This is a genomic window from Lysobacter sp., assembly GCA_013141175.1.
Classification (GTDB): Bacteria; Pseudomonadota; Gammaproteobacteria; order Xanthomonadales; family Xanthomonadaceae; genus Lysobacter_I.
In genome coordinates this window covers 3,124,159-3,145,755 of record JABFRN010000001.1, presented here as the reverse complement: position 1 = coordinate 3,145,755, position 21,597 = coordinate 3,124,159, and the positions used below count along the sequence as shown (strand labels likewise).

Annotated in this window: 16 protein-coding genes and 2 tRNA genes; 4 read left to right on the top strand and 14 right to left on the bottom strand. The window is 62.2% G+C overall.

The window, feature by feature from the left end; genetic code table 11:
• The first annotated feature begins 213 nt into the window (after nt 1-213).
• Nucleotides 214-531 carry a hypothetical protein gene (locus HOP03_13860; protein ID NOT89248.1) on the top strand — a complete coding sequence of 106 codons (318 nt, stop codon included), beginning with the start codon at nt 214-216 and terminating at the stop codon, nt 529-531.
• A gap of 257 nt (nt 532-788) precedes the next feature.
• Here the strand turns inward: HOP03_13860 and HOP03_13855 are convergent, their stop codons facing one another.
• The 6 genes from HOP03_13855 to uvrB form a co-directional block, all read right to left on the bottom strand.
• The gene (locus tag HOP03_13855; GenBank protein NOT89247.1) at nt 789-2,078 is read right to left on the bottom strand and encodes a hypothetical protein; all 1,290 of its coding nucleotides are present in this window, start codon (nt 2,076-2,078) and stop codon (nt 789-791) included.
• Between the two features lie 125 nt (nt 2,079-2,203).
• Entirely contained in the window at nt 2,204-3,358 is a 1,155-nt protein-coding gene (locus tag HOP03_13850) for an AAA family ATPase (protein ID NOT89246.1), read from the bottom strand.
• A gap of 3 nt (nt 3,359-3,361) precedes the next feature.
• Complete coding sequence (locus HOP03_13845; protein NOT89245.1) at nt 3,362-4,789, bottom strand: protein kinase; 1,428 nt, start codon at nt 4,787-4,789, stop codon at nt 3,362-3,364.
• Between the two features lie 206 nt (nt 4,790-4,995).
• Nucleotides 4,996-5,070 (bottom strand) — tRNA-Val (locus HOP03_13840).
• Between the two features lie 32 nt (nt 5,071-5,102).
• Nucleotides 5,103-5,765, bottom strand: a complete 663-nt coding sequence (locus tag HOP03_13835) for a hypothetical protein (GenBank protein ID NOT89244.1) — start codon at nt 5,763-5,765, stop codon at nt 5,103-5,105.
• Entirely contained in the window at nt 5,762-7,783 is a 2,022-nt protein-coding gene (gene uvrB, locus HOP03_13830) for an excinuclease ABC subunit UvrB (protein NOT89243.1), read from the bottom strand. Before uvrB ends, HOP03_13835 begins: the two co-directional genes overlap by 4 nt.
• Nucleotides 7,784-7,956: 173 nt before the next feature.
• Here uvrB and HOP03_13825 point away from each other — a divergent pair, with 173 nt between their 5' ends.
• Both HOP03_13825 and HOP03_13820 read left to right on the top strand, forming a co-directional pair.
• Nucleotides 7,957-8,520 (top strand): prepilin-type N-terminal cleavage/methylation domain-containing protein, encoded by a 564-nt coding sequence (locus tag HOP03_13825; protein NOT89242.1) that lies wholly within the window; start codon nt 7,957-7,959, stop codon nt 8,518-8,520.
• Nucleotides 8,521-8,606: 86 nt separating this feature from the next.
• Nucleotides 8,607-8,683, top strand: a tRNA-Asn gene (locus HOP03_13820).
• Nucleotides 8,684-8,833: 150 nt separating this feature from the next.
• Here HOP03_13820 and HOP03_13815 read toward each other — a convergent pair.
• From HOP03_13815 to HOP03_13790, 6 genes are all read right to left on the bottom strand, one after another.
• Entirely contained in the window at nt 8,834-9,304 is a 471-nt protein-coding gene (locus HOP03_13815; GenBank protein NOT89241.1) for a type IV pilin protein, read from the bottom strand.
• Nucleotides 9,305-9,306: 2 nt separating this feature from the next.
• Nucleotides 9,307-11,364 carry a pilus assembly protein gene (locus tag HOP03_13810; GenBank protein NOT89240.1) on the bottom strand — a complete coding sequence of 686 codons (2,058 nt, stop codon included), beginning with the start codon at nt 11,362-11,364 and terminating at the stop codon, nt 9,307-9,309.
• Between the two features lie 1,167 nt (nt 11,365-12,531).
• Nucleotides 12,532-13,062, bottom strand: coding sequence for a pilus assembly protein (locus tag HOP03_13805; GenBank protein ID NOT89239.1), 531 nt, complete (start codon nt 13,060-13,062; stop codon nt 12,532-12,534).
• Nucleotides 13,059-14,123: a type IV pilus assembly protein PilW gene (locus HOP03_13800; GenBank protein ID NOT89238.1), complete on the bottom strand. Its 1,065-nt coding sequence runs from the start codon at nt 14,121-14,123 to the stop codon at nt 13,059-13,061. The genes HOP03_13805 and HOP03_13800 overlap by 4 nt, the downstream gene beginning before the upstream one ends.
• Nucleotides 14,120-14,596 (bottom strand): type IV pilus modification protein PilV, encoded by a 477-nt coding sequence (gene pilV / locus HOP03_13795; protein ID NOT89237.1) that lies wholly within the window; start codon nt 14,594-14,596, stop codon nt 14,120-14,122. The genes HOP03_13800 and pilV overlap by 4 nt, the downstream gene beginning before the upstream one ends.
• Nucleotides 14,597-15,283 carry a prepilin-type N-terminal cleavage/methylation domain-containing protein gene (locus HOP03_13790; protein ID NOT89236.1) on the bottom strand — a complete coding sequence of 229 codons (687 nt, stop codon included), beginning with the start codon at nt 15,281-15,283 and terminating at the stop codon, nt 14,597-14,599.
• 55 nt (nt 15,284-15,338) lie between these two features.
• Between HOP03_13790 and HOP03_13785 the strand changes: the two genes are divergently transcribed.
• Nucleotides 15,339-16,397, top strand: a complete 1,059-nt coding sequence (locus HOP03_13785; protein NOT89235.1) for a histidine kinase — start codon at nt 15,339-15,341, stop codon at nt 16,395-16,397.
• An 18-nt stretch (nt 16,398-16,415) separates the two neighbouring features.
• Here the strand turns inward: HOP03_13785 and HOP03_13780 are convergent, their stop codons facing one another.
• The gene (locus HOP03_13780) at nt 16,416-17,801 is read right to left on the bottom strand and encodes an LOG family protein (protein NOT89234.1); all 1,386 of its coding nucleotides are present in this window, start codon (nt 17,799-17,801) and stop codon (nt 16,416-16,418) included.
• A gap of 143 nt (nt 17,802-17,944) precedes the next feature.
• Entirely contained in the window at nt 17,945-21,388 is a 3,444-nt protein-coding gene (locus HOP03_13775) for a TonB-dependent receptor (GenBank protein NOT89233.1), read from the bottom strand.
• Between the last annotated feature and the right edge of the window lie 209 nt (nt 21,389-21,597).

Genomic DNA, 21,597 nt, shown 5'->3' with positions numbered 1-21,597 from the left:
CTGCTGTTGGACCATCAGCAATAAGAGAAGGGCTGTGCCCTTGCGACGCCCCCGCTTTTGAGTTGAAGCCGATCTGGATTCCAATTCCCCAACGCAGCCGCACTCGGCGAACAGCCCACCATTTTCCGGGCTGGTGAAGCCCGGATGAGAGATAGTTCATGACGAGCAAGAAACTTCCACCAACAGCGCAGCCACGCACCAGCTGAGCGCGCCATGTCTTGCGACACCGTGCCGTGCTTCGAGATAAACATGCGCATGGCGCTACGAGCGCAGAATCAGGCGCGAGCCACTGCGGAAACGCTGGCGGCAGTCAAAAACCCGACCGTAGTGTTCGCACGGCAAGCCAATATTGCTCACGGGCCACAGCAGATAAACAACACCATCCCGCGCGCGGAAAACGAAACCGCGCAGAACGAAGTAATAGAGGGGATAGCACATGAGTCAATGGACGCCGGAACGACGGGCGCGACAGGCCGAAGCCGTCAGGCGCTGGAAACCGTGGGAGCGGTCCACCGGGCCGCGCACCGTTGACGGTAAAGCCAAGGCATCTCGAAACGCCTATAAAGGCGGCACGCGCGCAATGCTGCGTGAATTGGCCCGGCACCTGCGGGAGCTTGAGCGCTTCAGTTGGCGAGCTGAATAGACTCAACTTCTGTTCGGCCTGCTGCGGACATTCGCGAAGCAGGCTGAGCCATGTTTTCGTAGCCCGACTTCCGCCCCGACGAGCCCGGGACCACTGCGGGAATTCCGATTCCCGGGGATCGAGGTACGACACCCGGGAAACGTCACTATTTATCGAGGCGCTTGTAGCCCTTCTTCGCCTTGGATTTCGAAGAGGGAATAGTCTCATCAAATCCGAGAGAAGGCTGTCCCTGTGTGGGAGGTGACTTAGGTGCCAACGAGTCGAGAAGCGCACGGGCCTTGGAGGATAGCGAAATAAACTGCTCTAAGGTCTGGCGAATCTCGGACTCGCGCGCTGCATCGGGTCGGCGCTCGACCTCTTGCGGAGCGCGACTTTCCGCACTGAGTCGGAATTGGCACACCGCCCCGGGAACGACTTCGATCGATAGTGTCTTGGGAAACAGACGAGCGATTTCCGAAACACCTTGAGTGCCGCTAAACGACTGCGACAACCAGTTGTACTCGGTCCAACAGATATCGGCGGCAGGCGGGTCCTGGATGTCGAAGGAAGTTCTGAGCTGACGTTCGATTCCCTTCGCAAGTCGTAACCAGTTCGGGTCCCAGCCACGGACACCCCTAAGCGCGGCGACAAGCCCAAACCAGACGAAAGCAGTTGAGGCGACCGAGGGAAACTTCCTCAGCAAGAAGGCGTGGCTTGTGCTTCGGCCAACCAAGAAGGCGCCGACCGCAAGGAGGGCGGCTGTCGTCGCTGGCGTCTTGCCGCTACGGGCTGTGTTTGCCACTGCCTCGCTTGCCATCCGCTGAAATGCTACAACTCTCTCCTCAGCTGAGTCACTGAAAAGTTGAGCGTTTGACTTAAGGATATTTCGAGCCAGCGCGACGTTAGAGGGGTTGTTCTCGATGCCTTCGGCTGCGTGCAGTACAACTTCGACAAGTTCTCGCAGGTCCGTAGTGTCCTCAATATTAGCTGACACTAAAGCCCAGATTGGGACAAGAGTGTCAATCGAAACAGCCCGTTTAACGAACCTTGGGTCGTCGGCGATGAAGCGCATGCGTTCGGCACAGGCGCGGGTGACCGAGTACGAATCGTGGATGACGTTGGCCCGCGCTATTGCGGCTGAGAAGCACGCATTCGCGCGCGACAACGGCAAGCTTTCCAGCCCGATTTCAGATTCGCCTTGAGCGAGTGCCTCGCCGAGGACCACGCTGGACCACTTGTCCGAGCGAGTGGATAGGCCGTCGCTTGGCTTGGAAAAGATCGCATCCCAATCCGTGTCGGTGATGACACGGGCAAATTGACTAAGGGGAAATGCCTCACGCGCGAAAACACGCAGCCAGGACAAAGTCTCAGCAGCGTCGCCCTGTCGGAGCATAAACATTGCAGGCGGGCGATAGTCGAGCGCCGCGACATTGTCCCGAGAGAACGCAACTCTCACGGGAGTTTTGCATGAATATGCGGTGGGGTTTAGTAGCGATTCGCGTCTCAGAAGGTTCCCTACGCCAAAAGCGACGTCAGGAACTTCCTCCTTTTCCGCAGCGTACCAAATGAGGTTTTCAGTTTTCATAATTTTTTCGGAAAAAGGTCGTCGAGTTCCATGTGCTTGGGTTGCGCGAATGCGGACTCAAGCTCGGAGTTTGTCTTTACAGTGCAGTACGAATTTAAGGCGGTTTTAGCTCTCGTGATGGCCGTATACGCCAGCGTTGGCCGAGAGAGCGGACTGCCGCTATGAAGTTCTTCAATGCCGTAGAGGTGCACCGCCCTAAACTCGACGCCTTTCGACGATGTCATCGTCATGACGTGAATTGGGCAGTCGCTAGAGAATCCGTCGCTATCGCCATTATGGATGCAGACCTGCCCCTCTAGATCCGTTCCTTGGAATCTCTCCGTGACTTCTTTCGCGGTATCTCGCTTTCCGCAGAAGATCCCAATCTTGTCGCCGTGAAAAGCAACAAGTTGGATTCCAATGAGGTCATACATCTTCTGAAACTGTTCGTCACGATTGGCACAATGGTGCAGTTCGGCGCTCGATGTGCCCATCTTCTTTGCATTGTAGTTTGAGGTGGCTTCGAGTGACTCCACCGGCGAAGGCGGCGGCAGAAGTCGGTCAGCAACTTGAGCGATTCGTTGTCCTATTCTGTAGTGGCGACTTAGCGTATGGCGTTGAAGCCCCAATACATTCGCAATATCGAGGCCGTTGCATTGGTAAATGCCCTGTTTCAGGTCCCCGCAAACACAGACATTGTCCGCAAGGGTGAGGAGGCACTCTAGTTCGTCAACCGTAAGGTCTTGAACCTCGTCAACGAAGATGGAGCTATAGGGTTTTGCAGTGGGAAGCTTCGTGTTGGCTTCTCGCAACAACTCGACGGTCTTGAGCCGTGTCGCGTCATCAAAATTTACGCCCTTTTCGATGAGGTTAACCTTTAGGTAGCGCCGAATGTGCCAATACGCCCACGAATGAAAGGTTCGTACTTGGTCAGCTTCAATGATGCCAACTAAGCCGCTGCGCATGAAGTCACATAGTGACTTCGTGAATGTAATGATAAGTACGTTCTTTTCACCCTTGCCCGCCACGAACTGAGCGCGCAGCAAAAGGAGGTTAGTCTTACCGGAGCCTGCAGGGCCTTCGAGTTGGTATTTCCCATGCGCAGGCAGCTTGATGAATTCTTGCTGCGCCTCGTCAAGCTCTTCCTTGGAAACCCACCAGCTAGTGTCCATCCTTTATCCCTTGCCAAAGCAAATTCGGCCAATGTCGGTCCCGTGAAGCACGCTCTTGTCTTCTACAGAATCTAGCATGTCCAGCACTTGGCTAAGTACCTCGGCCACGCGATAAGCGACTTCTAGCGAAACAACTTCCTCGGATTGATTGATTGTGGCCGCCGCAATTACCTGTGGACTTGGTTGGGGGACTTCCGATTCTCCACTTTTGATGACGGCGCCAATTGATACGCGAGCAGAGGTGTTCTGCATGTCCTCAAACCAATCGAAGCAAATTTCCGTCACTACAGTGACAGCACCAATTGCGAGGCCAAAGCTGTAGCCGAAAGCTGCCCCTCTGTGATTCTGCATCATCGTGATTTGTACGGCCTTATTCGCGACGGCAATCAGCTCGGTACGGATTGATTCGCAGAATCGTTTGGAGAAAGTCTCGCGTTCGAATTGCAGTCGTGCTTCAGCAGACGCTGCGGCTTGGCTCCCCGCAAGCCCGGCCCCCTTCGCAAGGCGTGACTTCAATGCGGCGAGCGGGTCAGTTGACGTCTCGAAAGTGAAATCACTCCAACCAACAATTTGCAAGCGCGTGTTCATGTCCTTCGCGAGGCACCTCGCTGCAAGGGCCTTCTGCGTGGCGAGCCTCGTTGGATCAGTATCGGGAAATGTAGGAGTCTTAGTGAGGACGGCTTTGGCGACCACGAACCTATTATCGATGTCAACCTCGTCCTGAAATAACGCCCTCTTGTTAATCAGGTCGTGGAGGACAGCGCCAACTTGGTAGAGGTTGAGCGCCTTCCACAGGCTTGGAGATGGAGCGTCAAGCCGGAATAGGTATTCCGGCGAGCTGTACTGTGCAGTGGAGATAAAACGACGACGCTTACCGTGGTCGGTTGCTTCTGCTCCCTCTTCATCCGGCAGGGTCAACCCGCGGGCGACGCCGAGGTCAATGAGCTTAAGCTTCGAGAAGTCTTCCGTGACATGAATGTTCTCAGGCTTAACGTCTCGGTGAACAATATCGAGCTTCTCTAGAAACGTGACTGCCTCGACGAGCTGCTGCGTGAGGCTTGAAACCTTGTCGTCAGGAACGTTCGGCAGTACCTTTTTCAGCTGCGGCCATGCCACGTACTCCATTTCGATAAAGGCGGTTCCCACCGCCTCCTCTACGCTATAGACAGCGACAAGGGTCGGACATTCATGACCAATCAGTGCGCGTTGAAGGTCCAGCCGCCGGGCTTCTGCTTTCGCGTTTGACTCCAAGAAGAACTTGGGGTCGTACACCTTGATAGCCCTGTACCCGGCAGGGGTGTCAACTCGGAAGATGGCGGCTGAGCCGCCTGAGTCGATATACGTCGCTGCCGTATACCCCGCGCGTGCTTTCAAGAATTCTTCGAGTCGGACTTGAATATCCTGAAGTACAGCGTCCGAAATGTCCGGCACGAACCCTCCTAAATACTCAGTCGTTGTTTCACGGCGTACGGCTTCCCGATCAGTGTAATGCCTTACTGACGCCGCACATGATCACCTAGTGCGGATGCCGGACCTACAACGAAAAAACCACCCGGTTTCAAGGGGTGGTTTGTCGTATTTGTGTCGTACTTGCTACAGCCGAACAATCAAAAAACGGCCTAAGCCGTTGATTTAATTGGTGGGCGGTACAGGGTTCGAACCTGTGACCCCTACCATGTCAAGGTAGTGCTCTACCGCTGAGCTAACCGCCCGTCGAGTCCATACCGCCAACCCGAAAGGGCGATTATGGTAACACCCGACGCGGCGCGACGGAACCATGTGCCGGCACGGAAGTATCGGCGGGGCCCGGAAACATCCGTCGCAGCGCCCAGTGCGTGGCGCCGTAGGCGACGCCGGACAGCAGCCCCCAGCAGATCAGCAGATGCAGCGGTGCGGGCCCGAGCTGGCGGCCGAAGAACGGATCGATCCACGCGAAATTCACGTTGTCCGCCGCCGGCACCAGCAGCCGGCCGGCAAGGATCGCCAGCGCCGCGATGCCGGCCTGCAGCGACCAGCCGCGCGGGTCGTAGCCGATGCGTCGCAGCACCCACCACAGCAGCAGCGGCCAGGCGATGTGGTACAGCGAGAGCAAGCGCGCGAACAGCGGATAGGCGGAATCCCACAGGTACTCGGTGCCGCCGTAAAGGAAATCGCCGGTGGCCAGTTTCCACGCGGCATCGATCGCCCAGACCACTGCGATCACCGGCGCGGCCACCGCCTGGCTCGACAGCAGCAGGCGGCTGTGCACGATCAGGCCGATGGCGGTGAGGATCACGCCGATATTGCACAGGAACAGGAAGTTGAGCGCACCGTAGGCGGCGTGATAGGTCGGCAGATACACCAGCAGCCACAGCGCACCCAGCCAACCGATGCGCGGAAAGCGGGATGCCAGCACCTCTGCGCTCACCCCAGACTCGCTTCTTTCAGTTTGCGGATCTCGTCGCGCACGCGCGCCGCATCCTCGAATTCCAGATCGCGCGCGTGCTGGTACATCGCCGCTTCCAGCGCCGCGATCCGCGCCGCGATCTGCGCCGGAGGCAACGCGGCGTAGTTCTCGATCGGTTCGGCCACGCGCTGACTCCTGCCGCGACCCTTGCGGTCGCCCGGCGCCAGCTCGCTGCGCGCGCCTTCCATCACATCCATGATCTCGCGGATGATCGAGGTCGGCACGATCCCGTGCTCCGCGTTGTATTCCAACTGCTTCTCACGGCGCCGGCCGGTTTCTTCCAGCGCGGCCTTCATCGAACGCGTCACCACATCGGCGTAGAGAATCGCCTTGCCGCGCACGTTGCGCGCGGCGCGGCCGATGGTCTGGATCAGCGACCCTGCGGAACGCAGGAAACCCTCCTTGTCGGCGTCCAGGATCGCCACCAGCGACACTTCCGGCATGTCCAAGCCCTCGCGCAGCAGGTTGATGCCCACCAGCACATCGAATTTCCCGAGGCGCAGATCGCGGATGATCTCGACGCGCTCGACCGTCTCAATGTCGGAGTGCAGATAGCGCACGCGCACGCCGTGATCGCCGAGATATTCGGTGAGATTCTCGGCCATGCGCTTGGTCAGCGTGGTCACCAGCACGCGATCGCCCATCGCCACCCGCTCGCTGATCTCGCCGAGCAGATCGTCGACCTGGGTGCCGACCGGACGGATCTCGACGATCGGATCGATCAGCCCCGTCGGCCGCACCACCAGTTCGACCACCTGGCCCTGCGACTTCTCGATTTCGTACTCGCGCGGCGTCGCCGACACGAAGATGGTGCGCGGCGAGCGCGCTTCCCATTCCTCGAAGCGCAGCGGCCGGTTGTCCAGCGCCGACGGCAGCCGGAAGCCGAACTCCACCAGCGTTTCCTTGCGCGCACGGTCGCCTTTGAACATCGCGCCGATCTGCGGCACGGTCACGTGCGACTCGTCGACCACCAGCAGCGCGTCCGGCGTCAGGTAGTCGAACAGGCACGGCGGCGCTTCGTTCGGCATGCGCCCGGTCAGATGTCGCGAATAATTCTCGATGCCGCTGCAGAAGCCGACCTCGGCCATCATCTCCAGATCGAACTGGGTGCGCTGCGCCAAGCGTTGCGCTTCCACCAGTTTGTTCGCCGCGTACAGCTGTTCCAGGCGTTCGCGAAGCTCGACCTTGATCGCTTCGATGGCATCCAGCACCGTGCGTCGCGTGGTGACGTAATGCGACTTCGGGTAGATGGTGTAGCGCGGCAGCTTGCGCATGGTTTCGCCGGTCAGCGGGTCGAACACCGTCAACTGCTCGATCTCGCCGTCGAACAGCTCGATCCGCAGCGCTTCGACGTCGGATTCGGCCGGATGCACATCGATCACTTCGCCGCGCACGCGATAGGTGCCGCGGCGCAGTTCGGTGTCGTTGCGCGAGTACTGCATCGCGGTAAGGCGGCGGATCAGCTCGCGCTGGTCGATGCGTTCGCCGCGCACCATGTGCAGCACCATCTTGAAGTATTCGTTCGGGTCGCCCAAGCCGTAGATCGCCGACACCGTGCACACGATGATCGCGTCGCGGCGTTCCAGCAGCGCCTTGGTCGCCGACAGCCGCATCTGCTCGATATGCTCGTTGATCGAGCTGTCCTTCTCGATGAAGGTATCGCTGGACGGCACGTAGGCTTCGGGCTGGTAGTAGTCGTAATAGCTGACGAAATACTCGACCGCGTTGTGCGGGAAGAACGCCTTGAACTCGCCGTAGAGCTGCGCCGCCAGCGTTTTGTTGTGCGCCATCACCAGGGTCGGCTTCTGCACCGCCTGGATCACGTTGGCGATGGTGTAGGTCTTGCCCGAACCGGTCACGCCCAGCAGCGTCTGCTTCGCCAATCCGCTTTCGAAGCCGTCGATCAGCGCCGCGATCGCCTGCGGCTGGTCGCCGGCGGGCTCGTAGGGCGCCACCAGTTGGAAGGCGGTATCGGACAGATAGCGTACGTGTTCGTTCATCGCGGGCGTCGACGGGTCAAGCCCGGAAGTCTAGCGGGTCGTCGCGGCACGGAGCGGGTTTTTCCTACACGCGGATACGGTCGTCGCCGATGCCGCGCGATCGCAGGCCTGTCGACACTGCACTCCCGTCCACGCGCATCCGGAGTCCATTCATGTCCCGCCCTCGCCCGCCCCTGTCGTCCCACCGCCGCGCCCACGGCTTCACCCTGCTGGATCTGCTGATCGCGCTGACCATTCTCGGCATCCTGTTCGGCATCGCCATCCCCGGCCTGAAGAACGCCGTCGCCCGGGTCCAGGCCGGCTCGGCGCGCAGCGCGCTCACCGCAACCCTGTTCGATGCGCAGCGGCACGCCACCGTTCTCGGGCGGGAGGTCGTGATCTGCCCCGGCGAATCGCAGTGCGTCGGCGGCGCCGACTGGAGCCAAGGCTGGCTGGCGTTCATCGACCACAACGGCGACCGCATGCACGGACCGGGCGAGCAGATCGTCCGCCAGGAACCCGGACTGCCTGCTGGTGTGCGCCTGCGCGGCACCGTCGGCCGCCCCCGCATCGTGTATCAACCCAACGGTGGCAATGCCGGCGCGAACATCACGTTCACGCTCTGCGACCGGCGCGGGCCCAGGGACGCGCTGGCGCTGATCCTGTCCAACGGTGGCCGCTTGCGCAGCACGCGGGCCGCGCCGCCTGCCGGGGCCGCCTGTGCGGTCGGGCTGTGACGGCTGTGATGGGAGTCCTGCTTGTGTGCGCCGGCAACGCGCCGTGCTTGATCGGACCGGGCCGGGCCATTAGGATATGCAGCCCCGCCCGAATAGCTCAGCCGGTTAGAGCACTTGACTGTTAATCAGGGGGTCGTTGGTTCGAGTCCAACTTCGGGCGCCAGATCCAGAAAGCCTGCGACGCGAGTCGCGGGCTTTTTCATGTCCGCACGCTCGTCGGGTCCCGCACGACGCGCGAGCCTGCAAGCCAACGCAAAAGGCCCGTTCAGTGAACGGGCCTTTTGCGTTTACGCATGCTCACGAGCAGTCGTGATTACCAGCAGTAATCGAGCGTCTCCGTACCTGTCTTGGTCTTCGCGCCCAGCTGGTTGATGCTGAGGATGCCGCAATCGGTGTCCTTCGCAGCCTGCAGGCCTTGTGGCGTCGCCGTCAGCGTGTACGTTCTGGCGGCGACCGCCGTGAGCGCGACGTTGTAGTGGTTGGTCACATCGGTCCCTGCGGTGCAGGCAGGCAGCACCACCGCCGCGTTGGCCGGAGGCAACGTCAGGTTGTAGCGCAGATTGGTGGTGTAGAAGCGCTGCATGAACAGCTCGGATTCGAGCAGGCAGGACTTCGCCGCACCGCGACGGGTCTTGACCACCGAATCCTGGTACGCCGGATAGGCGATGGCCGCCAGCACGGCGATGATCAACACGACGATGATCAACTCGACCAGGGTGAAACCGGCCGTGCGGCGGGATGCCGGGCGGCTCGAACGGCGACGGGTGATACGGCTGTGGATCATCGTCATCTCCGGATGATTTCGCGCCACGAGATACGGCCACCGTACAGGGCCGGATCCAGCGGTGTGGATGCGAGCGTCGCCAACGAACCGCCGGCGACCAGCAGTCGGTCGAGCAATGCGGGGTCGGTCACCATGCCGACGCCAAGGTCGATCGAGCCGACGGCGGTATTGCCTGCGCCCATCGTATCGTTGCCGAATTCGCCGTCGCGATTGGCGTCGAACAAACCCGTCAACAGGCTGGTGCCGGTGAACGCGTCGATCGCATTGATGTAACCGCGACCGGGCAGACACGGGTTGCTGGTGCTCGGAATGATGCTGCCCGCGATCAATGCGTTCTTCACCACCTGCTGGTCGCCGACCATGCGCTCGCCTTCCAGCGTATTGCCCGGCGGCAAATCGAGGTCGATGTACCAACCCTTGCTCCCATTGGGAAGCGGGCTGTTCGGCTCGAACGCGCGATTCTTGGTCCCGGCGTCGAAGAGCGCGATGTTGCGCGCGGTCATGCTGGTGCGGGTCACCGAAGAGGAAGCGCCCACTTCGTCGATCACGCCGTACCAGGTCTGACGGGACGTATCGGTGATGTCGCCGGTGCTCAGCAGGCGACCGGTGCCGAAGAAGACCCAGCGCTTGTCGGTCGCGGGATCGACGGCGATGGTGACGCCGCCGGTGACCGGTTGCGTGCCTGCCGCGATGGGAGCGTACAGCGGCCTGTTGTCGGCGACATCCCATTGCGAGGGATTGCTGTCGGACAGGTCGAATTTCCAGAGATTGCCGCGCAGATCGCCTGCGTACACGATGTCGACCGTGCCGTTGCCATCGTCGTCCCAGCCGCGCGGCGCCGCAAGGCCATTGGAGGTGGCGGGCGAGCCGACGCCGGTGTCGATCTCGGCGATCTTGGCGCCGGTGACCAGATCCAGCACGAACAGCACGGCGCGCTCGCTGGAGCTGTTGAGGCCGTTGGCGACGATCAGGCCGGTGCTGCCATCGTTGAGTTTGGCGATGATCGGCCGGCTCAGGACCTGACCCATATCGCCATCGAAGCTGCTGTCCTTGTCCCACAGCACTTTGGCGGGGCCGAAGATGGTGGGATCGGTCACGTCGAGCGCGTACAGGCCTCGACCGCCACGGCCGAGACTGCCGACCAGCACGGTACGGTTCGAAAGGTCGCGGCTGGTCGACGTGACGATCGGACCGTCGACGAAGAAATGATGGCTGTAGTCGGGCGCACTGAACGCCTTGAGTTTCGCCAGATCGAGGCCACGGGGAACATAAGCGAAGCGTTCGATGCCATCGGTCGCATTGAACGCATGCAGCATGCCGTCGTTCGCGCCGACATAGACCGTTTCGACGGTGGTGGAAGTCTTCACGTAGGTCGGCGAACTGTTGACGATATCGCCGAGCAGCGTATTGCGATCGCGCAGCAGACCGGCCGCGTTGAACTGCGGTTCCTGGGTGCGGTCGCCACGGATGTAATTCGCAACCACTGGCGTCAGCGCAAGGTTCTGCGCGGCCGTGGGGAAGGTGGTGCCGGCCGTGCCGTTGTGGGTGTAGATGCTGCGTGCAGCGAGCACCGGGACACTGGCGGTCCAGATCGGATTGGCGATATCCACGCCCGAAGCCGAAACCGGATAGGCCTGCACTTCGCCGTACCACTTCGACGAGAAGAACTTCGCCTGGAACACCTTGGTGCCGGCGGAGGTCGACGTGCCGGTCACGGTCGCGTTGGAACCCGAGCCGCGGCGTGCCGCGATCGCGCGCAGCGCGCTGCCGAGACCATCGGCGAATTCATCCGGATTGCCGGCCGCCACGAACGCGCCATGACCGTTCACCGATGCGTGGAACAGGTCGTCGATGCGCTCCTGGTCCTCGGCGTCCATCGGGTTCGGCCACACTTTGGCGCCACTGGTCAGCGCCGGAATGTCGACCTTCGGGTCGAGCGTGCCCTTGAGACCGATCGAGATACCGAAGGTGACCATGTGCTGCCAGAACGCTGGATTCGATGCGGATGCCGGCACGGTATTGATGAGATCCGCGCGCAGATCGCGCTTCCAGAAATGCATCGCGACGTCCGCCAGCGTATTGCTCCAGCTGTCCTGGAACGGCCGCGCTGCGACATAGGTATAGGGCGGACCGTCCGGTCTCGTGATCGCCGCACCGTTGGTATTGTCGGTATTGCCGATGGCGGTGGTGCCGTTGTTCCAGTAACCGTCGGTGGTCAGGATCGTGAAGTTCTGACGGCACTCGAACTGGGCTGCGGTCGCCTGTGGGCCCCAGGGACCCGTGGCCCCGGTTTCCGAGAAATACGCGCCCGCGCGGGACAGCGCCGGAATCAGCGGCGTACTGTTGTTGGCGCCCGCAGCGAACAGGCGGTCGAACCAGACGCGGCGGTTTTCGCCGGGGTTGTTGCCCTTGAACAAACCGTTGTTGTTGGCCACCGGGATACGGAATTCGTTGATCTGCCAGATCGTGGTGAAGCCGACGCGGTAATCGCTGTCGTCGTTGAACACGCTCGGATCGTTGAACGCATAGCTGGCGCCGGCCTTGGCGACCTTGGTCCGGGTCCGGTGATACGAATACCAGTTGGCGAAATTGGCCTTTTCCTGGGCCAGACTGCGGGTCACGCTGCCCCAGGTGAAAGACGCGACGTTGTTGCAACTGTTGTAGCCCACCGGCAACACGAACTGCCAATTGCAAGCAGTCGCGGTGCCATCGGAGCGGAGCTGATAGCGCGTGTACTGGCGCGAGTCCGCCAGATCGGTATTGGTCGCGGTCGGCACATAAAACGTCTGCGTCGAACCACTCAAGTTGGTGACGCCGCCGCTCGCCAACGTAGTGCTGGTGAAGACCGCCGTATACGGCGTGTCGTTCATGAAGGTGCCGTCGGCGCGCTGCCAGCCCCGATACGTGGTGTTGGGGTTGTAGTACAGCGTGTTGCGCGTATAGGCCTGCAACTGGATCGCGTTCGGCGCGGTTGCGGGCACACCGGCCGAATTGAACGGACCCGGCATGAAGTCCCACGCCATCGAACCCGAATCGTCGAGGATGAACCAGATGTTCGGTGGCACGCCGTTGTTGGTCTGCATCGGCGTTTCCGGCAGCGAGACCGCCGCGTGCACGGGCAGGCCCAGCACGGTGACGATGCAGGCCAGCACGGGCGCCAGACGCGACATGCGCGAGGGACGGGCGGTGACGACGTTACGGGAAGTAGTGTTCACGGGTGCCTCGGTTTATTTGCCGGCGTAAATGGTTTGCAGCAGGACGGACGCGCGCCCGTCCTGCTGGCTGCGCACGGTGACGCGATAGCGCGGCGTCAGGCACAGGGGATGGATCGGCGAGAGCTTGTCGCAGTCGCGCCAGTTCGGGCCTTCGCCCATCTCTTCGACGATGTACTGGGGCGCGTCGGTGCTGGCGTCGGCGACCGTGCCCACGCGCCATGCGTTGAAGCCCGGATCGAGCCAACGCTCGAGATCGCTCGGGTCGGGACGCGAGCACAGCCCCTGGGCATTGCAGCCAGCGGCGGGGAAATTCGCCGGATTCGGCGTCAGCGTCGCTTCGGCCTCGCGAAGCCCGGCCTCCGCCACCTGGAAGCCCAGGCTTCGATCGAGAAGGTTGGAGGTCATCCGCTCTTCGAGGATCGTGCTGCGCAGGCTGGCGAGCCCCAGCAGCGTCATCAACAGCAGGAGGATGAGCACCACCACCAGTGTGGCGCCGTGTTGGCGTCGATTCGATGCGATGCGATGGCGTGGATAGGTATTCATTCCATGCGATTCCGGAGAGTGACGGTATGCGCGATGCGACGCTGCAACTGCGCGCCGCCGACACCGGCGCCGTCGGCGCTGAGCATGTCGAGCGTTACGCGCACGGCATTCACATCGTTCCAGCGATCGGCGGGGATCAGCGTGGCGTCGACATAGTTCGCGGCACCTTCGAGCAGATACTGGATTTCAAGGTCGTTGACGCCTTCGGCGATTTCCTGTTCGCGAACGGCCAAGGCACCGCCGTTGTTGACGACCGCGCTGCGGAAGAGCGAACGCCCGCCATTCGGCGCCGTGCCCACGTACCAGCGCACCGGCTGCATGCGCACGACCGTGGCGCTGGCCATGTTGTCCGCCGGGTTCGGCCCGTATTGCTTGGTCCTGCCACCGGGGGTACATAACGCAGGGTTTGCGTAACCCAGGCCTTTGGTGCAATTCCCCGGAGCCGCGCCCGCGTTGCTGTGCCGGATATTGGCACCGGCGACACTGGTCACCTGGAACAGGGAAGCCTGGCGCCAATCGCATACGATGGCGAGGTCGGAATCCTTGAATCCATGGTCCGCCGTATTCAGCTCGAACTCCGTTCCGGCGATGTTGTGGTCGACAATGGTGGCAGCGCTCGAACTGTCCGCCGACATCAGATCGATGGCATCGGCCCCGACCACGCGGCCGGGAGGATTGCCGCCCGGAATCGCCGCTTCATAGCCGCGGATCCCGTTGTTCCAGTTGGTCCACCACTGCGCCGCCGGGTTGTTGAGCACATTGACGATCTTCAGCGGTTCCTTGCGATCGGCATTGCCGCAGGGATTGCCGCCCGCTTCGCGCAGATCGCGGGCCATGAGCTCGAACGCCATGCGTCCGTTCTCCTGCACGCGCCCCAGACCTTCGGTCGCGCGGTAGGTCGCGCGATTGGAGATGAAGATCGCACTGGCGCTGCCGACCACCAGCAGTCCGAGCATCATCGCGATCATCAATTCGACCAGCGTGAGGCCGCGAACGGCGGAACGCGCTGCAGCCCGACCTTGAGCGGCATGTCGCCGCAGGGACATCATGTTCTGGGTCATATGCGTGTCGTCGTGCTGAAGGTCTGCGTGGCGGAGCCAGACGTGCCGCGGGAATCGTCCCAGCGCACGGAGATCGTGCACAGCCCGCCATCGCAGGCGACCTGGCCGCAGGCGGTCGCACCGAGGTTCTGCTGGAGGATATCGATCCACGCGCGCTTGTCGTTGGCGACCAGATTGCCCGCACCGGGAACCGCGCAGGTCATGCCCATGTTGTAGGCGCCTGCGCGCGCCGCGTTTGGATTCGCCCGCATCGCATCGAGAATGGTGTAGACGTGCATCACGCCCTGGCTGCGCTCGAGCGAGCTCTGGCTGTTGCGCAGTGCGGTCGCCTGCATGGCCGCGACGCCGAGCAGGCCGATCGCAAGCACCAGCACCGCCACCAGCACTTCGATCAGGCCCACACCGCGAACGGCAGCGGCCGACCCGGGTGCCCGTCTACGGAGAGGAGGATGGGAGGAAGAGTGAGCTGACATTTAGTTATCCGCCGGATTCGGGCAAGCCCCTGACTCATCGATTGGAGGCCTGACGGTGATGCGTCCGCCGATGGCGATATTGACATCGCGGACGTTGAGCTCCGGGTCGGTGACCGGCAAGCAAACACGCATGTTCGCTTCCAGCAGGTTGTTGCCTGTGGTGTAGGCCAGCCCATCGGCACGGAAGACCATCTCGCTGTTGACGATGTTGGCGCTGGATCTGATCTCCATCGGCGCTTCGATGACCCCGGCCCTCACGATTTCGTCGGGATCGGCGACGCTGTCGCGATCGGCATCGGCATAGACCAGCCAGCCCTGCCAGGGCGACACGTTGCTGCACGTGGTGCCGTTGGTGCTCTGGCAGAAGAAGGTGGGGGCATTGCGGCGGACCGCTTCCGATCGGGCGATCTGCATGGCCGCGACGATTTCGTTGGCATTGGATGTCAGGCGATTGCCGTTCGACATCCCGGTGAAGAGCGGTGCCGCCATGGCCATCAATACGGACAGGACCACGACGGTAATGGCCAGCTCGACCAGTGTGAATCCGCGCGCGACGCGCGCATGCGCGCTTTTGGGCGGGGAACTGCTTCGGCGGGAAAGTCGCATTTCGCCTCCATGGATCAATGAGGGGCAGCATAGGGCTGCGTCTCCGAGGGCACCAACCGATGGCCGATGGGCGGCGGGCACGGCGGCATGAGCGGTCCCCCTGCCCGTTCGGACGTGCCCGAGGCATCATGGTGCGATGCCGATCCCTTCCAGCACCCCGCCCGCGACCACCGTCCCCGCCGCCAGGACCGGTGCGCCACTCGACAGCCTGTGGCAAGGACGGGTGGTGATCTGGGTCGTACTCGCGGCGGAAGGCCTGGCTGCGGTGCTGACGCTTGCGGGAGATGCCCCGCTCGGGCGTTGGATCCGCTTCGGGCTGCTGTCGCTGGTGGTGCAGTGGGTGGCGCTGCTGACGTTGGGCGGCCTGTATCTGTTGCGCGAGCGCCTGCGCGACGTGAAACCACAGCTTGTCGCCTATCTGGCCCTCGCCCTGCTTCTTCTCAGCAGCTGGTCGGTGCTGGGGGTCAGCGATCTGCTGTTGGGCGAACTCTGGCGAACGCCCGCCTCCGAACGCATCGATGTGTTCCTGCGCGTCACCGGAATCGTGCTGGTGGTCGGCTGGCTGGCGCTTGCCGCATTCCAGAACCATTGGCGCGTACGCCAACTCGCGGTGCGCGCGAAGCAGGCGGAACTCGCCGCGCTGCAGGCGCGGGTACGTCCGCATTTCCTGTTCAATACGCTCAATACCGGCGCGGCGCTGGTGCACCACCGTCCTGATGAAGCCGAACATCTGCTGCTGGATCTCGCCGACCTGTTCCGCGCCGCGCTCGGCGGTCCGCGCGAGATCCCGCTGAGCGAGGAGATCGCACTGATCGAGCGCTATCTCGAAATCGAATCGCTGCGCTTCCGCGAACGCCTGCGCGTGCGCTGGACGCGTCCCGAACCGATGCCGAACACCCTGGTGCCCGCGCTGTCGCTGCAGCCGCTGGTCGAGAACGCGATCAAACACGGCATCGAACGCATCGCCGGAGGCGGCGAAATCGAGATCCGCATCGACAGCGACGACAAGGGCGTGGTCATCGTGATCTCGAACCCCATGCCGTCGGAACCTGCGCGCGCATCGACCGGTCACAACGTCGGCTTGCCGGCATCGCTGGCGCAGATCGAAGCCTACACCGAGGGCCGGGGCAGCGTCGTCGCCCGCGCCGACGATGACCGCTTCATCGTGACGGTGACATTGCCGGCGGGCGTTTGACGCCCGCCGACATCCGCATCACGCAATGACTTCGTAACACGGGCGATACGAGCCGGAGATCTTCATCCGGCGCTGTTCGACGAACGCGCGCAGCAGCGCATCCAGCGACTGCATCATGTCGGTATCGCCGTGGATCTTGAACGGCCCGTACTCTTCGATGCGGCGCAGACCGTCTTCCTTCACGTTGCCTGCGACGATGCCCGAGAACGCGCGGCGCAGATCGGCCGCGAGTTCGTGCGGCTTGCGGCCGTGATGCAGATCCAGCGCCGCCATCGCCTCGTGGGTCGGAATGAAGGGCTGCTGGAACGCCAGCGGAATTTCCAGCGACCAGTTGAAGAAGAACGAATCCTTCTCGGCGATGCGGTATTCGCGCACTTTGCGGATGCCGGTCGCCATGCGCTTGGACACTTTCTCCGGATCGTTGACGATGATTTCGTAGCGCGAAGTCGCGACTTCGCCCAGCGTCAGCCGCAGGAACTTGTCGATCTGCTCGAAATACGGCGCCGACGCGGCCGGGCCGGTCAGGATCAGCGGGAACGGCAGCGATGCATTCTCCTCGCGCAACAGGATGCCGAGCAGATACAGGATTTCCTCGGCCGTACCGACGCCGCCCGGAAACACGATGATGCCGTGCCCCATGCGCACGAACGCTTCGAGGCGCTTTTCGATGTCCGGCATGATCACCAGGTGATTCACGATCGGATTCGGCGACTCGGCGGCGATGATGCCCGGCTCGGTGATGCCGATGTAACGCATGCGGCGATGACGCTGCTTGGCATGCGCGATCGTCGCGCCCTTCATCGGACCTTTCATCGCGCCCGGGCCGCAACCGGTGCAGATATCGAGTCCGCGCAGACCCAATTCGTAGCCGACCTGCTTGGTGTACAGGTATTCGTCGCGGTTGATCGAATGCCCACCCCAGCAGACCACCAGGTTCGGATCGATCGGATGCAGGATGCGCGCGTTGCGCAGCAGTCCGAATACCGCGTCGGTGATGCCTTCGGAGGTCGCAAGATCGCGGCTGCCGGTGTTTTCGCGCAGCTCGATCGCGGTGTAGGCCAGATCGCGGACCACCGCGAACAGCAGCTCCGCGACGCCGCGGATGATCTCGCCATCGACGAAGGCCATCGCGGGCGCATTGACCAGATCGATGCGTACGCCGCGATCCTGCTGCAGCACCTGGATATCGAAATCGGGATAAAGCTCGGCTGCCGCGCGCGGGTCGTCGGATGCGCTGCCGCTGGTCAACACCGCCAAGGCGCAACGGCGCAGCAGATCGTGCATGCCGCCGGCCGAGGCGTCGCGCAGGCGCGCGACCTCGTCGCGGGACAGGATGTCGAGACCGCCGCGCGGATAGATGTGGGCGGCGACGGTGGGAAGGATGGAAGCGTTGGAATCGTTCATTGCGTTCGATGTATTCGTCATTAGTGTGTCCGGCCGACTTTATCGCAGGGCCACGGCCAATAACAGCGCCACAAAAGAAAACGGCCGGATTGCTCCGGCCGTCGTCCTCGCTGCGGTTTACCGCTGCGGATTACCGTTGCAGATCAGAAGCTGTATTTGAGGGTCAGCTGGGCGGCCCACTGCGATTCGCCGCGCTGCTGGCGGGTCACGTAGTCTTCGACCTGACCATCCACGCCGTAGATGTAGCGGCCCTGGGCATCCAGACCCTGATAGTTGACGAAGCTGCGCGCCAGACCACCGGCCGACTGGAACGCGACCTCGTCGATGTGGCCCCAATCCTTGTTCAGCAGGTTGCCGACGTTGATGATATCCAGCGACACCAGCACCTTGTTGCCTTCGAGGAAGCCCGGGAATTCCTGACTGAAGCGCACGTCGAAGTTGTTGGTCCAGGTACCGAACGAGCTGTTGCGCTCGACGGCGCCACCGGCATAGCGGTTGAGACCGTTGGCGTTCGCGATCCGCCAGAACAGCGCTTCTTCGTCGGCGCCGCTGCCGCTCGCATTGACGTCGCGGAACACCACATCGCCAGAACCGAAGCGGGTCGGGATGTACATCAGGTCGTTGGTGATGCCGTCGCCGTTGAGGTCGTTGTTGTAGATCCAGCTGTACGGCTTGCCCTTGCGACCTTCATAGAACAGACCGAAGGTGGTCGCGTTGTCGCCGAAGAACTTGTGGCTCCAGGTCAGCTGGCCGATGAAGCGATCCTTCACCAGGTACGCCGAATTGGCGGCCACTTCTTCGTTCGCATTGAACACCGACACCGAGTTCCAGTTCGAATTCGACACCGAAGACGTCAGCGGGCTGACTTCCTTCGCGCGGGTATAGGCGTAGCCCAGGCCCCAACGGAAGTCTTCCATGAACTGCCCGTTCAAGGACAGGGTCAGGTTGTCGCCGTAGCCCTTGTTGGTGTTCTCGGCAAGCAGCACGTTGGCGAAGCTGGCGTTGCTGAGCGCACGGTTGCGGAATCCGGTGCAAGCGCCGGACGTGGTGTTGGAGCCGTTGGTGTTCCAGCAGGCGCCGTTGTAACCCTGCGGGGTGTAATACAGATTGCGTCCATCCTTGCCCTGACGGGTCGCGCCGCCCAGGTTCAGATGACGGTAATACACGCCGTCCTTCACCTGCGTGCGGATGTACTCGATGCCCGCGACCATGTTCCACCACGGCAGCTCATGCTCGAACGCGATGTTCGCTTTCCAGACGGACGGCTGACGCAGGTCCGAGGACAGGAAGTCGACGTTGGCGGCCGGAATGGCGCCGGTGAAGCTGGTCGGCTGCGCGCCGGTATCCGGGGTGAACAGACCGCCCGTGGTCGGGCATGCGGCGAAGCCGGCGATACCGCAACCGATGATGCGGGTAGCGATACCGGTGTTGGAGTAAGGATTGGACAGCCACACGTTGGCGGCGGCGCCTTCGAACAGGCCGAAACCGCCGCGCAGCTGGGTCTGGCGATCGCTGGCGAAGGTGTAGTTGAAGCCGAAGCGCGGCTGGAAGAGCGTGTTGCCGTCAAGGGTGACGTCGTTGCGGAGACCGAAGCCGCCGGTGCTGCGGACGACCGTGCCGTTCTGCGGCGTGGTCGAACCGTTGAGCGCACCGGCAACGGGAGCAGCCGCAGCGGCGCTGTTGAACAGCGGGCTCTCGCCCATGCCCTTGCGGTCGACGCGTACGCCAGCGGTCAGGGTCAGGCCGTCGTTGACCACCCAGGTGTCCTGCAGGAACACGCCGAGATTCTGGTAATCCCAGTTGGCGACGCCGTCGTTGATGCCGAAGCCCGGGGCACCGACCTGCACCTGATAGCTGGTGGGACGGCCGCGACGGAAGTTCTCGAGCACCGCCGCTTCGTTCTGCGCGCGCGTAGCCGTGTTGCAGGTCACTGCAGCGGCAGTGAACTGGTAGAACCCTGCTGCACCATTGATACAGGCGAACGTGTAGTTGCCCTTCGTATCCTGCAGGAACGCGTTGTAGACGGTGTTGTCGTCGTAATCGACGCCGAACTTCAGCGTGTGATCGCCGAGGAACAGGTTGCCGGCCGCGTAGAAGTTCCAGGTTTCGGTCGCGAGATCGTTGAAGTGACGGCTGCGTTCGGTACCGAACACGAGGCCGGCATTGGTGCTGGACACCGCCGGCGAACCGGCCGGCAGCGCGCCGGCGAAATTCAGGCGGATCTGCGGAAGATCGGAGTTGTTGATCGGCGTGCTGGCGTAGTCGCGATAGGACGCCTTGAACTCGGTCGAGAACTTGTCGTTCCAATCGGAGAAGAATTCACCGACGAACGTTTCGATGGTCTTTTCCTGGCTGTACCAGTGCGAGCTCAACGAGATGGCATTGTTGAAGAAGGTCGGGAAGATCGGATCGGACTGTTCGGTCTTGCTCCAGCGCAGGCTGGCGCGATGATTGTCGCCGATGTTGGCATCGAGCTTGATCAGCGCATCCTTGACCGTGAGTTCCGTCTCGGAGGTTTCGGCCGAGCCGATATCGACGTTGTACTGCGTGCTGGCGATGGTCTGCGCGCCGGTGATCGCGGTCGGCGTGATCGCGACGTTGGTCCGGGCGCTGCCGAGCGGGCCGAATTCGGGCGTGCCGCGCGAGCTGTTCAGTTCTTCGTACGAGGCGAAGAAGAACAGGCGGTCCTTCATCAGCGGGCCGCCGAAGGTCAGGCCCTTGGTGGTTTCTTCGAAGGCCGGCGCCGCGAAGTAGCCGCCGGTGGTGCGGTTGTAGCGATCGCCCGCGCCGTTTTCGTCGCGGTAGACGTAATAGACGGAACCCTTGAACGCGTTGGTGCCCGATTTGGTGACCGCGTTGATGTTGGCGCCGGTGTAGCCCTTCTGGGTCACGTCGTAGTTGGAGATGTTGACCTGCACCGACTGGATCGCATCGACCGAGATCGGCTGCTTGGCGGTCGGAAGGTTGTTGGCTTCCAGACCGAAGGTGTCGTTGGTGGCGACGCCGTCGATGGTGACGGTGTTGTAACGCGAATTCTGGCCGCCGGCGGAGATTTCGCCGCGCTCCTTGTCGGTCTGCGAGATGCGCGGATCGAAGCGCGCGTAATCCTGCAGGTTGCGCTGGACGGACGCGTAATTGTCGAGGTCCTGGCGGCTGATCGAGGTGCCGGCACCCATCTTGTCGGCACTGAAGATCTGCGGGCCGGCGTTGCCCGAAATCGTGATCGCATCCAGTTCCTGCGTGCCGATCGACAGATTCACTTCCGAGACCTGGTCCAGCGCGAGGTAGACGCCGTCTTCGCTGCGGGTGCCCGAGCCGTCCTTGTTCGCGGTGATCGCGTAAGGACCGCCGACGCGCAGGCCACGTGCGTTGTAGCGGCCGTTGGCGTCGGTGACGACGCGGCTGACCGTGCCCGACTCGCTGTGCACGATGGTGACTTCAGCGCCGGCGATCGGCTGGCCATCGGCCCCGACGACCTGACCGCCCAGGGCGGCAGTGGTGTTCTGCGCGAACGCAGGCGCCGCTGCGAGGGCGACGATGAGTCCGATCGACAGTTTGGAAAGTCGGAGACGATTCGTATGGTTCATTGCTATTGGCCTCGGTGGAGAACGATGCGATGGGTCGTACATAAAGATCGCGGGCGCTTGTGGCGCCGCGATCCGGTCAGCGGGGGAGATTGGACCCGGAACCTGTACAGCCGATAGGTCTGGGTTAACTATAGGTTAACACGATAGAGCCTGAACATGACAGTGGAATGACGGATTCCCCGCATGTAAGCCATTGAATTCATTGACTG